The sequence below is a fragment of the Aestuariibaculum suncheonense genome (assembly GCF_014596935.1).
GTDB lineage: Bacteria > Bacteroidota > Bacteroidia > Flavobacteriales > Flavobacteriaceae > Aestuariibaculum > Aestuariibaculum suncheonense.
The window spans coordinates 308939-323652 of record NZ_JACVXC010000002.1 but is presented as its reverse complement, the minus strand read 5'-3'; the positions used below and the strand labels follow the sequence as shown (position 1 = coordinate 323652).

Genomic DNA, 14714 nt, shown 5'->3' with positions numbered 1-14714 from the left:
AACATAAAAACAATGTAGAGGAGCTCATTATTTTTTGAGTTCCTCTACAGTATCATTAAAACAACTATTAAATATGTTCTTCCAAATGGTGGTGCTCATCAATTAATGGTCCACCTTCCATAATTTGTTTTGAAGCTTGATGGGCAAATTTTTCAAAGTTTAGGTGGAACGAATGTGCCAACTGAATGGCTTTTCCAATATAAGCGCCTTTTTGTAACCATGTATTCATAGGATCTAACATTTCAGAAGGAACACCCGGACAATATTTAGGCATGAATAAGCCGAAAATTGGATTTTGTTCATAGTCTACATCATCTAGGTCGCCATTAAGAATAGCGGTAATCATGGATCTGGTGTATTTTAACTTGATACGAGAACCCACACCATAAGGGCCGGCACTCCACCCAGTATTAATTAACCATACATTTACACCAGCGTCCTGCATTTTTTTACTTAACATTTCTCCGTATACGGTGGGATGTAAAGGCATAAAAGGTTCCCCAAAACAAGCCGAGAATGACGGAACAGGTTCGGTAATACCAGCTTCGGTTCCTGCAACTTTAGCTGTATATCCAGAAATAAAGTGGTATGCTGCCTGACCTGGTGTTAATTTTGATACCGGTGGCAGTACCCCAAACGCATCACAGGTTAAGAAAAAGATGTTTTTAGGATTGTTAGCATATAGCGTTTCCTGAATATTATCAATATGGTGAATAGGGTAGCTTACACGCGTGTTTTGAGTGATGGAGCTATCTAAATAATCCACTTCACCATTAGCTTTAATAACAACGTTTTCAAGCATGGCACCCGGTCTCACAGCTCTGAAGATGTCCGGCTCTTTTTCTTCACTTAAATCAATCACTTTAGCATAACAACCGCCTTCAAAGTTAAAAATAACGTTATCCTCGGTCCAGCCATGTTCGTCGTCTCCAATTAATTTTCTTTCAGGGTCGGCAGAAAGGGTTGTTTTTCCGGTTCCTGATAAGCCGAAGAAAATAGCAGTGTCACCTTTTTTACCAACATTTGCAGAACAGTGCATAGGCAGCACATTTTTTTCAACAGGTAAAATTAAATTCAATGCAGAGAAAATGCCTTTTTTCATTTCACCAGTATAGGCAGAACCGCCTATAAGTGCTACTCTTTGTGTGAAATTAATGATAGAGAAGTTTCCTTGACGAATACCGAAAGCTTCAGGATTAGGGCATACATAACCCGGAGCACATAGAATTAGCCAGTCTTCTTCAAAATTTTCAAGTTCTTTCTCACCAGGTCGTAAAAACATGTTGTAGATGAAAAGATTAGACCAAGGTAGCTCGGTGATAGCGCGTATTTTTGTTTTGAATTCAGGTTCAGCACAAGCGTAAGCATCTCTAGCATATAATTCTTTTCCGGAAAGGTATTCTGTTACTTCATGTTTTAATTTGTTGAAGTTTTCGGTCGATACCGGTTTATTGGTTTTTCCCCACCATACTTTTTTTTCGGTGTACGTGTCTTTTACAATAAAACGATCCTGAGGTGAGCGACCGGTAAATTTTCCGGTGTTTATGGCAAGTGTGCCATTAGCCGTCTCTTTACCCATGTTGTTTTCAAGGGTAATTTGTTGAAGTTCTTCTGGTGATAAGTTCCAGTGTACAGTGACATTTTTTAAGCCATACTGCTCAAGGCTGGTATGAACTCCCATGGTTACTAAATCTTCCATTTTAATTATTTTTTAAATGTTTTGGTATTATAAGGGCCATATTACAGGCACTAGTAAAAGCGTTAGTATAAAGAGTAGTAAAAGCAGTGGTGCGCCTACTTTAAAGTAATCCATAAATTTATAGCCACCTGCAGTCATGACCATAGCGTTTGTGGTTGTACCAATTGGTGTTAAGAAAGCTGTTGAAGCACTAATGGCAATCACAATCATAAACGGATGTGGGTCTAAATTCAATGAACTGGCAGCCAACATGGCAATGGGCGCCATTAAAACTGCTGTGGCCGAGTTGTTAATTACCTGACTAAATGTGGTGGTTAGTAAAAAGATTCCTCCTAATAATACTATCGGGTGAATACTGCCTAAGTGCTCAACTAAACCATTGGCAATTAATTGTGCAGTTCCGGTTTTTTGAAGTGCAATTCCCATAGGAATCATGGCCGCAATCATAACCACACTTGTCCAGCTAATACCTTTGTAGGCTTTAGAAATGGTTACACAACCTGTTAACAGAACAATACCAGCACATAATAAGGCCGCAATGGCTCCGGGAACGATTTTAAAGACCATCAATAGGATCATGAAAATTAAGGTGCCTAAAGCGATGTACGATTTGAAATTCAGATTTTCTACGTTTTTGGCCATTCCTTCAGGACTACCAATAATCACTAAATGTTCGTGTTGTTTTTTTAAATCTTCAATAGACTGCCAGGTGCCTCGTAATAAGAAGGCATCTCCGGCTTTAACAACAATCTCTTTGTCTTGTAAAGGTTTGTTATTTCTGGATGCCGCCAAAAGCTGAATGCCATATCTTTTAAAGTATTCTCCTAGTCTGAATTTTCTGCCTACCAGCATGGAGTTTGGATTCACAATCACTTCGGTCATCCCAACTTCCTGATTGATGAGGTTATGTTTTAACTCGTCGGTGATAGGTTCCAGAGGTAAAAGTCCTAATCTGAAGGTAATCATAAGTTTATTAATAGCTTCGGTGCTACCTTTAACCGTAATGATATCGTGATAGTACAATTCGGTTTGTGGATTCGGGAACTCAATAAAAGGATTGATGCCTTTCAATACTTTTGGATGTCTGCGTTTTATACGAATGATGCTAACATGATAATCTTTTTCAAACTGCCAGTCTTCCATTTTGGTATTGATAAGCGGAGAAATAGAACGAATACGTAATCTGTAGTAGTCGTCATGTACTTTATAAGCTTCTATCCAGTTATGAAAGGTAGATTCAATGTTTACAGGTTTATTATTCGTTTTATTTTTAGGTAATAATTTATAACCTATATATCTAAAGTAGACAAGGGTTATAATGAGTAACGGAATACCAATTAAAGCAAATTCAAAGAATGAAAATCCTCCGTAGCCAGCTTCAACCAAAGCATTACTTGCAATAATATTAGGAGGTGTACCTGTAAGAGTTAACAGTCCCCCGGTGTTAGAGCCAAACGCTACTGGTATTAGCATTTTTGAAGGTAATGTACCAATACTCCAGGCAGACGATATGGTTAAAGGGGTTAACGTCGCTACTGTTCCGGTGTTACTTACAAAGCCAGAAAGTACACCGGCTCCTAAAGTGATGATCACAAGAAGTTTCGGAACACTTTTTCCAGCCCATTCTACAAACTTTTTACCGGCCATAGCAGTCCACCCAGTTTGGGCAATGCCTTCACCTATAATAAAGAGTGCGGCAATCATAATAACGGTAGGATTACTAAATCCGCTTAATGTTTCGCTAACATCTAAAATACCCGTTAAAAACAAGCTTAGCATAGAAATGAGGGCGACGATGTCCGGTGTGAATTTTCCCCAGATAAATAGACCAATCGTTACAACTAAAATGAAGAGCATTAAATAGACCATATCTAATATTTGTTTATTAATTTTACATTCACCAGAGTCTTGAATGGAAGGCTATATCTGGTTTGAATCCTAATTATTTGTTAAAATTACTTTACAATTACTCTAATTATTATGATTAAAGTCATGTTTATCAATAAGTGTCATTTTTTAAATTATTGTTGATTTTAGTAAAAAAAATATACAAAAAGTATAAACGAAAACGTATTCGTAATTTTGTTTTTTTCTGGATTTAAAGATTTTAACAAGTAATTAGTATTTCGATTTTCACATTTTTTGATAAAAAGTGAAAATATTTTAAGAATAAGTGATTTATTAGTAATATAAAGTAGACTATAATTTATAAACTATGAAGTTAGACATACTTGCCATTGGCGCTCATCCTGATGATGTAGAATTGGGCTGTGGTGCAACTCTGGCAAAAGAGGTAGCCAATGGAAAAAAAGTTGGTATTATCGATTTAACACGTGGTGAGTTAGGTACACGTGGTACAGCGGAAACTAGAGATGAAGAAGCAAAAGATGCCGCAGCGATATTAAAGGCATCGGTGCGTGAAAATATGCGATTTGCTGATGGCTTTTTTGTGAATGATAAAGCACACCAGTTGGCATTAATTTCAAAAATAAGAAAGTATCAGCCGGAAATAGTGATTTGTAATGCGATTGATGATAGGCATATTGATCACGGTAAAGGGAGTAAACTGGCCAGCGATGCCTGTTTTTTAAGTGGTTTGCTCAAGATTGAAACTTTAGATGAAGCAGGTGAGGTACAGAAACCCTGGAGACCAAAACAAGTTTACCATTTTATTCAGTGGAAAAATATAGAACCGGATTTGGTTGTAGATGTTTCCGATTATATTGATATTAAAATGCAATCGGTGCTGGCTTATAAAACACAATTTTACAGTGAAGACAGCAAAGAGCCTCAAACGCCAATTTCAAGTAAAAATTTCACCGATAGTGTGATTTATAGAGCCCGCGATTTGGGGCGTTTAATAGGAGTAGAATACGCCGAAGGCTTTACTGTAGAACGCTATGTTGGGGTGAGCAGCCTGTTTGATTTAATTTAGTGAAAAATATTTTTTTAATAAGTAAAAGTAAATGAATAGGTTACTTTAAAAACTGAAATTATTTTTAAAAATACTTAAAAAAAATTTCAAAAAACTTTTGCAGTAACGCCTAAAACGTTTACATTTGCACTCGCATTGCGAAATGCATTACACGGTGGTTGTAGCTCAGTTGGTTAGAGCGCCTGATTGTGGTTCAGGAGGTCGTCGGTTCGAGACCGATCTTCCACCCAAAATTAACAAGCCTTTCAATTTATTTGAAGGGCTTTTTTTGTGCTTTAAATTATCCGGTTGGTCAATATTTTTATGTTCATGCAACCTTCACTGAGGTGATTTCTGTTTAAGTTAGATTTCTTGTAGTTGGCATGAAAGGTTATTTAATTCAAATATTTTTTAATAAATAATTAAAATAACCATTTTGAGATATTCAGAAAATCAATGAGTTGTATAGGAACCTATAAAATACAAGGGATGAAAAGGGGACGGATTTAAAAAAAATGAAAATTTTATTCTATTTTCGCTAACATTAATTTAAAAACCTTGAATCGATGAAAGAATTATTAGAACAAATCAACGCACAATTTGAAGCATTTTCAGCTGATGCAAACGCTCAATTAGAAAATGGAAATAAAGCTGCTGGAACAAGAGCTCGTAAAGCGACTTTGGAAATGACTAAATTAATGAAGGAATTTCGTAAAGTATCTTTAGAAGCTTCTAAAAAATAATTTTCTTTTTATTATTAGTGTTAATCCCTTTAAATTTTAAAGGGATTTTTTTTTGCTTAAAAAGTATAGTTAAAATTTTGATTCTGCGGAGAAAATAATGAGAAGTAGATATGGGGTTTTATATTAATTAAAATCACTATATTTCATTTTAAAACCAATTAACTAAACTAATTCTTTCCTTAACTTAATGAAGCTTTTATCACTAAAACTTGTTGTTTTATTTAGCCTGCTAATATGTATTGGTTGTACAAATGAAAATCAAAAAACAGTAAATAAAGTAGGTTTTTCTCAAACTGGATTTGCAGATGATTGGCGCAAAGCAATGAATCAATCTATGTTAATTCAAGCCGCATTTAATTCTAATATAGAATTGAATATTTTAGACGGAGAAGATAGCGTAGAAAAACAAATTAAGGATATTGATAAGTTAATAAAAGAGAAAGTTGATGTACTAATTGTGTCTCCGGTAAAATCGAAACCAATAACTCCTATTGTTGAGAAAGCTTATAAATCTGGGATTCCTGTTTTAGTTGTAGATCGTAAAATTGAAGGGGCTAATTATACCGCTTATATTGGGGGCGACAATTATCAGGTGGGTGCGGATGCAGCAAGCTATTTAGCATCTGTTGAAAACAATGAAAGTAACATTCTTGAAATAAAAGGGCTAGCTGGTTCTTCACCAGCTTTAGAGCGAAGTTTGGGTTTTAATAATATTATTAATAAAACGCAAAATTTAAATGTTGTAGCTTCTATCAATAGCAATTGGGAAAGTTACTCTATTAAAGATTCTTTAAGAGACCTTTTAAAGGGAAATAAGCACATAAATTACATTTTTGCTCATAATGATAGATTGGCGCTAGGTGCTTGGGAAGTTTTAAAAGAAAAAGGGTTACAGGAAAATGTGAAAATTATAGGTGTTGACGGTTTACCTGGTCCTAACGGTGGTATTCAACTGGTACAACAGGGTATTCTCATGGCTACTATGCTATATCCAACAGGAGGTGATGAAACCATGAAGTTGGTTTCTATGATTTTAAACAATGAAAAAGTATCAAAAAATAACGTACTTAAAACAATTGTAATTGACTCTAGAAATGCTGAAATAATGAAAAATCAATATGATAAAATAGCTCAGCATCAGTTAGATATTGAAAGTCAGCAAGAAAGAATAAATAGGCAGGAGCAAACCTATTCTACACAAAGAAATGTTTTAAGAGTTGTTTTAATTTTATTGTTTACTAGTATAATCTTGGGAGGCTATAGTATTTACTCTGGCTACAAAATAAAAAAGAGTAAACGCGAATTAGAAATTCAAAACAATAAAATTACAGTTCAAAGAAATCAAATAAAAAAAATAGCCGAAGAGGTAAAAACAAGTAACGAGGCTAAAGTTAATTTTTTTACAGGGTTATCACATGAATTTAAAACGCCGTTAACATTAATTTTATCTTCAATCGATTCTTTGTCAGATAGTAAAGTTGTAAAAGAGGGTAAAATGCAGAGTGAAGTAGGACTGATTTTTAATAATTCTAAACGGTTATTACGACTTATTAATCAACTCTTAGATTTTAGAAAAATAGAAGACCGAAAATTTATCTTAAAAGCCTCTGAAACCAATCTTTTCGAGTTTTCCAGAATTGTTTTTAAAGACTTTGAAAGAGAAGCTCAAAAAAGAGGCATTAAGTTTTCGTTGGAGTGTAATAACGAATCTTTAAAAGTGTTTTTAGATCGTAATTTAATGGATAAGGTTTACTTCAATCTACTTTCAAATGCTTTTAAATTTACGCCCGATAATGGAAGGGTTAGCATTAAAATTGAAGACGATTCGGAAAGTAATTTTGTTAAAATCCATTTTAAAGATTCCGGAATCGGTATACCTGACAATGAAATAAAAAATGTGTTTAAAGCATTTTATCACGGTTCCAATAATAGTCAGCCCAGCTCAGGGATAGGCCTTCATATTTCAAAGGAATTTATAGAGTTGCATAAAGGTGATATTGAAGTTTTTTCGAAACATGGAACCGAATTTATAATCAGTCTCTATAAAGGAAAAGCTCATTTAAATCCTGAAGAGATTGTTTTTGAACCTGATGTTATTGATGATTCTATTTTAAAATTTGAAAACGATTATGAAGACGATACTTTTAATCAGCAAAATTTGGAATCGTCAGAAGAGCATTATTCAATTTTAATTATTGAAGATAATCGGGATTTATTAAAGTATTTAAAAGAAAAATTAAAATCAGAATATAAAGTCTATACTTCTGAAGGTAACGATGCGATTGAAAAAGCACTTGAAATAGTTCCTGACATTCTCATCTGTGACGTAAATTTACCAGATAAAAACGGATTCGAAATTTGTAAAATACTCAAACAAGATTTAAGAACTTCTCATATTCCAACCATCATTTTAACGGCACTAAACGATAAAGATTCTTATATAAAAGGTTTGCAAAGTGGTGCCGATTTGTATTTAACCAAACCGTTTAGTTTTGGAATTTTATTTCAGTCTATTAAAACATTATTGTTTAATAGAGAAAAACTACGCTATTATTACGTTAATAATATGCATAAAATAGAGGGCGACCAAAACTTCGGGTTGTTTGAACAAAATTTCATTACAAGTATAAACAAATTAATAGAAGACAATTTAGACAATTCAAAATTTTCAGTTGAACAATTAGCCGAAGCACTTAACATTTCTAGAGTTCAACTTTACAGGAAAATGAAAGCTATTTTAGGAGTTAATATAAGTGATTACATTATGAACATAAGATTAGATAGAGCCAAGGTTTTACTTGAAACGTCCCCACTTACAGTTTCCGAAATTGCTTATGCAACAGGCTTTTCTACACCAAACTATTTTTCAACAACTTTTAAAAGTAAATACAACGTTTCACCTAAAACGTATAGAACCGATTATTTGAAAGATTAAATCGTAATATATTGTCATTTTTAATATATAATACTTTTAAATTACCGAATTTATAATGCTAGTGGGTGTGTTTTATCATATTGTCAATACTGTTGTTGTAAAAACGGTATCAAATTCAAACATTGATGTAACAATTTTATATTAATACAGCCGTCTTAAAAAACATAGTTCCTTATTATTAGTGGATAAATAGGGCTTTTTAAGGGTTTTTAGTTCGTTTTAACAATTTTGTAACATATTGTAACATTAGAAAACGAAGAAATTGCATTTTCCACATAATTTGCAATCAACTAAACTAATTACCACCACAATGAATCGCAAGATATTAATATGGTCTGTTACGGCAGCATTAGCAGGATTTCTTTTCGGATTTGATACTGTTGTTATTTCTGGAGCAGAAAAAAAACTACAACTATTATGGAACTCTTCAGATATGTTTCATGGCATTGTAGTTATAGGAATGGCCTTATGGGGTACTGTAATAGGGGCTCTATTAGGCGGAATACCCACCAATAAAATTGGTCGTAAAAAAACCTTGGTATGGATTGGTATCTTTTATACGATTTCAGCCATAGGTTCAGCCTTGGCAAACGACCCTATAACGTTTGCTATTTTTAGATTTTTAGGAGGTTTAGGTGTAGGAGCTTCTACCATAGCAGCACCAGCATATATCTCGGAAATTGCCCCTGCCAAAGATAGAGGTAAACTTGTAGGTCTTTATCAATTTAATATTGTATTTGGGATATTAATAGCTTTTTTATCTAATTACCTATTAAATAATATAGGTGATAATGCCTGGAGATGGATGATTGGTGTGGAAGCTTTCCCTGCTGCTATTTACACAGTATTTGCTTTAACAATTCCAAAAAGCCCTCGTTGGTTGCTTACCAAATTTAGAAATAGCGAAGCCATAGGAGTTCTTAAAATTATAAGTCCAGATCAAGATCCAGAAAAACTTATGTTAGAGATTAAGGATGAGATGGAAAGCACCGTGCCTAACGAAAACATATTCCTAAAAAAATACAGATTCCCTTTAATTCTAGCTTTCTTAATAGCATTTTTCAATCAACTATCGGGCATAAATGCCTTATTATATTATGCTCCAAGAATTTTTGAAGAAGCAGGACTTGGTGAGAGTACGGCTTTATTAAGTAGTATTGGAATAGGTGTTACCAATATGCTTTTCACTTTATTAGGTATTGTTCTAATAGACAGATTAGGAAGAAAACAATTAATGTATATATGTTCATTTGGTTATATAGTCTCTTTGAGTTTGGTTTCTGCTGCCTTCTTTTTTAGTTGGGAAGGTAGTATTGTACCTATATTGTTATTCATTTTTATAGCATCACATGCTATTGGACAAGGAACAGTGATATGGGTATTTATTTCAGAAATTTTTCCTAACCATTTACGAGGCTTTGGGCAATCATTTGGTAGTTCAGTGCATTGGGTGTTAGCAGCCGTGGTACCTTCTTTGGTTCCCATATTGTTTTCAACAATTGGTGCTGGAATGGTATTTCTCTTTTTTGCAATAATGATGGTATTTCAACTCCTTTTTGTTGTTTTTATGATGCCTGAGACAAAAGGAATTTCTCTTGAAGAATTAAGCAAAACACTAACTAAATAAGATAAATCAATGAAAGCTTTAAAACATCTAGTAGCAATTACACTGGCACTTGTTTTGCTGGTTTCCTGTAAGGAGAAGGTAAAAACAGATAATGATCATATGCAGCAACAAGTTGCTGTTGAATCACATTCAGAAGAAACGCTTTATCGTCCAAATTATCACTTTACGCCAAAGAAAAATTGGATGAACGATCCTAATGGAATGTTTTACTACAATGGCTATTACCATTTATATTTTCAGTACCATCCCGATAGCAATGTTTGGGGACCAATGCACTGGGGGCATGCCGTTAGTACTGATATGATTACCTGGAGAGAATTACCAATTGCAATATATCCCGATGAATTAGGAACCATATTTTCAGGTAGTGCTGTGGTTGATATTGGTAATACTTCCGGTTTTGGAAAAGTAGAGAATTCAGCACCAATTGTAGCCATGTATACAAGTTCAAAACAATTGGAGGGTAAAGACAACTGGAAACAAACACAGAGTATAGCCTTTAGTAATGATGAAGGTAAAACTTTTACCAAGTATGAAAATAACCCTGTTATTGATAATAATGAATTGAAAGATTTTAGAGACCCTAAAGTGTCATGGGATGAAGAAAGAAGCCGTTGGATGATGGTATTAGCTGCAGGAGATCGCATTATGTTTTATGAATCGAAGGATTTAAAAGCATGGAATTATTTATCAGATTTCGGTCGCGGTATTGGCGGACATGGAGGCGTTTGGGAGTGCCCGGACTTTTTCAAACTTCCTGTTAATGGAAGCGATGAAACCAAATGGGTACTATTTGTTAGCATAAATCCTGGAGGTCCAAATGGAGGCTCGGCAACACAGTATTTTATAGGAGATTTTGATGGCACTCAGTTTACTATGGATGACGAATTTTCAAAAGCTTTAAATGAAGAACATACCTATTGGATAGATTTCGGAAAAGACAATTATGCCGGAGTGTCTTGGTCTAACGCTAGAACCAAAGATGGTAGCAAGCTTATGATTGGCTGGATGTCTAATTGGCAATACGCACAGGCCGTGCCAACAGAAACATGGAGAAGTGCGATGACCGTTGCTAGAAAAGTGCAACTTCAGAAAAATGAGCGAGGCTTTAGATTAATCTCTAATCCTGTACGAGAAATCGAAAATTACAGAGGTAAAAAGGTTAAAAAAGAAAATGTATTAATAGCAAATGAAACCAAAATTATAGATTCTGAAACTATTGACTTATCCAGTGTAGAAATTGCTTTTAATATTTCAAACTTAAATCAAGAAGGCGGTTGCACTTTTAAACTATCTAATAAAGCTGGAGATGAATTGCTTTTTGGTTATAACAATGCAAAAAAACTCTTTTTTATAGACCGAAGTAAATCAGGCAAAGTCAATTTTTCAAAAGATTTTGCTAATAAAATATCACTAGCGCCGAGAACTTCTGCAAATCAAAATTTATCAGGAAGAATACTTTTAGATAAAACATCCATAGAACTATTCTTCGATAACGGAGAGTCTGTAATGACGGAAATATTTTTTCCTAATACACCATTTAACCAACTAAGTATTAAACCAACTAATCAAGAGTTTAATCTTGATTATATAGAAGTAAATCAACTAAACTTTAACTAAACTAATTAATTATGAAATGTAAAAAACTTTTACTGCTATCGCTATTTGCACTATTGAGCTATTATGCTCAGGCGCAAATTAGCGGAACTGTTACAGCCAAAGAAGATGGTATGCCTTTACCCGGAGTTTCTATAATTGTTTCAGGAACGACTCAGGGAACAGCTACCGATTTCGATGGGGATTATATTCTGGAAAATGTAAGCAGCGATGCCATATTGGTATTCAGTTATATTGGGTACAAAACTCAGGAGATTAAAGTAAATGGCCAAACCGTTATAAATGTTATTCTTGAGGCTGATGCAAGCGAACTTGAAGAAATTGTAGTAACCGGATATTCTAAAGAACGAAAAGTAGATGTTACCGGAGCAATAACCGTTGTTGAACTTGGTCCTACGGAAGGGGTTAGTCTGAGTTCAGGTAGTGCTGTTCAAGGACTTCAAGGTCAGGTACCAGGTTTGTTCATCGAAAAAAATGGAGATCCTACAGGAACGAGTAACAACGTTTTGATTCGTGGTGCAACGACTTTAGGTAACAATAATCCGCTATATGTTATTGACGGGGTTCCTACCGTGAGACAAGAAGTATTTGCTGGTATAAATCCCAGTACAATAGAATCTGTGCAAGTACTTAAAGATGCTTCAGCATCCTCTCTTTATGGAGCAAGAGCCGGAAATGGTGTAATCATCGTAACCACTAAAAATAGTGCTAAGGCTGCTGGCGGAGAAAAATTAAGAGTTAGTATAAATTCAAATGTATCTATGCTTTCCGAAAAAAAGCAACGCTATGATATGCTTAATGCACAACAAAGAGGTCAGGTGTTGTGGCAAGCATCAGTTAATGATGGAGCCGACCCAAACGCAGGATATGGTGAAATTTATAATTTCGACTGGAATGACGATTATAATAACCCTGTTTTGAATAGTGTTACCGTACAGCCTTATGTAGGTGGAGATACCAGTGTGCCTGCAGGAGACACAGATTGGCAGGATGTCATGTATGAAAAAGGGTATGTGTACAACAATGAAATCTCTATATCAGGAGGAACGGATAACTCGTTTCATTTAATTAACATAGGTCATTTAAAAAACACAGGTATTTTAAAATATACCGGATATGAGAGAATCAATGGAAAGTTAAACTCTAATTTTAACTTATTCAACAATAAAGTTAGAGTTGGTATTAATACACAATTATCGACTTCCGATGAGACTTTAGCTTCACAGGATGTTGGTAGTGCCAGAATTCCAAGTCTATCTGTTACTTTGGCTCCAACGATTCCGGTTTACGATGATAATGGTAATTTTGCAGGGCCACTTGGAGCCGGATATTCCGATAGAAATAACCCACTTTTAATGCAATACATTAACCGTTGGGATAATACCGAAAGAACCACCATTTTTGGTAATATTTATGCTGAGTTTGATATCTTAAAGAATCTAACTTTCAGAACAAGTTTAGGATTAGATTACAGCGATTTTCGAAGAAAAGATATTGAACCGAGAGTATACAATGGATTTATTACCCGAGCGAATAACAGACTTATTCTAGATACTAATAAATTCACCAGTTTAGTGTTTACCAATACTTTGAATTATCAATTAGAATTGGGCGACAAGCATAAATTTGGAGTTTTATTAGGAACAGAATCCATAAAAGACGATCTAGACAGACTCTATGCTCAAGCTGACGGTTTTGCTGTTGAAACAGAATCTTTTTTTCAATTAGGAGCAGCAACAGGAGCCAGAACAAATAATGGAACTTCTACAGGAAGTAGATTATTATCACAATTCGGAAAAATAAATTATGCCTTTGAAGACAGATATTTAGCTTCTTTCACGTTACGTCGTGACGGTTCTTCCCGATTTGGAGCTGATAACCGATATGGGGTATTCCCTGCAGGTACTTTAGGATGGAAAATTAGTAATGAAGAATTCTGGAAAGAAAACGATATTTTAAATGCATTAAAGTTTAGAGTTGGTTATGGAGAAGTAGGTAATCAATCGATTGGAGATTTGGCTCGCTTTGGTTTATTTGAATCAAGATATGGAGCTAACCAAAATCAATTTGTGCCAGACTTTTTTAATATCTACTATAATGTGGGAACTGCTTATGATTTAAATGGTGTTGACACAGGAAATTTACCATCTGGTTTTGTGTCAATTCAAGCAGCAAATCCTGCATTAAAATGGGAAACAACAAAAGAGTATAATTTTGGAGTTGATTTTACGATGTTTAATAACAATTTGGTAGGATCATTCGATTATTTCACTAGAGAAACCAGCGATATTTTAACTACACCTCCAATTGCTTCAGCTATTGGTGAAGGCCAGCAACGTGTTTTAAACGGAGCAACAACCAATACTGAAGGTTGGGAATTAGCACTTTCATATTCAAAAACTTTAAATAACGGATTAAAGTTTACCCTAGCTACTAATTTCGGAGCATTTAAAGATGAAATTACTGAATTACCAGAAGAAGTTGTGTCGTCTTACCCTGGAACGGTTGAAAATTCTATTATTGGACACTCTCAATTTTCAATTTTTGGATACAAAACTGCTGGATTATTTCAAAGTCAAGCCGATATTGATGCTAGCCCAACTCAAGTTGGTGCACGACCAGGCGGTATAAAATTTCAAGATTTAGATGGTAATGGCAGTATAGGACCTGAAGACAGAGATTTTTTAGGAACAACGCTTCCTGATTTAGAATACGGTATCAGAATTAATTTAGAATACAAAAATTTCGATTTATCATTATTCGGTTCAGGAGTAACTGGCAGAATCGGTCAGGATCCGTACATCTTCTGGAACAACTTTGTACAAGGTAGAGAGAATGCTGGGTTGGGTGTTTTAAATGCTTGGACACCAAATAATACAAATACAGACATCCCTTCGTTATCCTTAGCCTTTAACGATCAAAGAATTTCAGATTATTTGTACAGAAAGAACTCTTATTTTAAGTTGAGAAACCTTCAAGTTGGGTATTCATTCCCTGAAGAATTAATTAGTAAATGGGCAGGAATGACAGGTTTGCGAATGTATTTACAAGGTGAAAATTTATTCTGGTTTACACCTAAAAATTACATAGGAGCAGATCCGGAAAGAACCAATGTAGATAATATTCCTAATCCAACCATACTTTCAATAGGACTTAATGTAAACTTTTAAAAATGACAA

Annotated in this window: 8 protein-coding genes and 1 tRNA gene; 7 read left to right on the top strand and 2 right to left on the bottom strand. The window is 34.5% G+C overall.

The features are described 5' to 3' along the window. Window positions 1–67: 67 nt before the first annotated feature. Window positions 68–1699 carry a phosphoenolpyruvate carboxykinase (ATP) gene (pckA, locus tag ICJ84_RS07000; protein ID WP_188215659.1) on the bottom strand — a complete coding sequence of 544 codons (1632 nt, stop codon included), beginning with the start codon at window positions 1697–1699 and terminating at the stop codon, window positions 68–70. A gap of 27 nt (window positions 1700–1726) precedes the next feature. Further along, on the bottom strand, window positions 1727–3556 hold the full coding sequence (locus ICJ84_RS06995) for an SLC13 family permease (protein WP_188215658.1): 1830 nt from the start codon (window positions 3554–3556) through the stop codon (window positions 1727–1729). Window positions 3557–3914: 358 nt separating this feature from the next. Here ICJ84_RS06995 and bshB1 point away from each other — a divergent pair, with 358 nt between their 5' ends. The 7 genes from bshB1 (at window position 3915) to ICJ84_RS06960 (ending at window position 14705) form a co-directional block, all read left to right on the top strand. Next, entirely contained in the window at window positions 3915–4634 is a 720-nt protein-coding gene (bshB1, locus tag ICJ84_RS06990) for a bacillithiol biosynthesis deacetylase BshB1 (protein ID WP_188215657.1), read from the top strand. A gap of 153 nt (window positions 4635–4787) precedes the next feature. Beyond that, window positions 4788–4863: transfer RNA gene (locus ICJ84_RS06985), tRNA-His, on the top strand. 316 nt (window positions 4864–5179) lie between these two features. After that, the gene (locus ICJ84_RS06980) at window positions 5180–5356 is read left to right on the top strand and encodes a histone H1 (RefSeq protein ID WP_188215656.1); all 177 of its coding nucleotides are present in this window, start codon (window positions 5180–5182) and stop codon (window positions 5354–5356) included. 187 nt (window positions 5357–5543) lie between these two features. Beyond that, a complete protein-coding gene (locus tag ICJ84_RS06975) occupies window positions 5544–8291 on the top strand; it encodes a hybrid sensor histidine kinase/response regulator transcription factor (protein ID WP_188215655.1) in 2748 nt (915 codons plus the stop codon). Between the two features lie 310 nt (window positions 8292–8601). Then, window positions 8602–9918 carry a sugar porter family MFS transporter gene (locus ICJ84_RS06970; protein WP_188215654.1) on the top strand — a complete coding sequence of 439 codons (1317 nt, stop codon included), beginning with the start codon at window positions 8602–8604 and terminating at the stop codon, window positions 9916–9918. A gap of 9 nt (window positions 9919–9927) precedes the next feature. Next, window positions 9928–11538 (top strand): glycoside hydrolase family 32 protein, encoded by a 1611-nt coding sequence (locus tag ICJ84_RS06965; protein WP_188215653.1) that lies wholly within the window; start codon window positions 9928–9930, stop codon window positions 11536–11538. Window positions 11539–11549: 11 nt separating this feature from the next. After that, window positions 11550–14705, top strand: a complete 3156-nt coding sequence (locus tag ICJ84_RS06960) for a SusC/RagA family TonB-linked outer membrane protein (RefSeq protein WP_188215652.1) — start codon at window positions 11550–11552, stop codon at window positions 14703–14705. The last annotated feature ends 9 nt before the right edge of the window (window positions 14706–14714 follow it).

Excerpts from the sequence above, each read along its gene's own strand:
- pckA (WP_188215659.1), bottom strand. The coding sequence starts at position 1,699 with ATGGAAGATTTAGTAACCATGGGAGTTCATACCAGCCTTGAGCAGTAT.
- ICJ84_RS06995 (WP_188215658.1), bottom strand. The coding sequence starts at position 3,556 with ATGCTCTTCATTTTAGTTGTAACGATTGGTCTATTTATCTGGGGAAAA.
- bshB1 (WP_188215657.1), top strand. The coding sequence starts at position 3,915 with ATGAAGTTAGACATACTTGCCATTGGCGCTCATCCTGATGATGTAGAA.
- ICJ84_RS06980 (WP_188215656.1), top strand. The coding sequence starts at position 5,180 with ATGAAAGAATTATTAGAACAAATCAACGCACAATTTGAAGCATTTTCA.
- ICJ84_RS06975 (WP_188215655.1), top strand. The coding sequence starts at position 5,544 with ATGAAGCTTTTATCACTAAAACTTGTTGTTTTATTTAGCCTGCTAATA.
- ICJ84_RS06970 (WP_188215654.1), top strand. The coding sequence starts at position 8,602 with ATGAATCGCAAGATATTAATATGGTCTGTTACGGCAGCATTAGCAGGA.
- ICJ84_RS06965 (WP_188215653.1), top strand. The coding sequence starts at position 9,928 with ATGAAAGCTTTAAAACATCTAGTAGCAATTACACTGGCACTTGTTTTG.
- ICJ84_RS06960 (WP_188215652.1), top strand. The coding sequence starts at position 11,550 with ATGAAATGTAAAAAACTTTTACTGCTATCGCTATTTGCACTATTGAGC.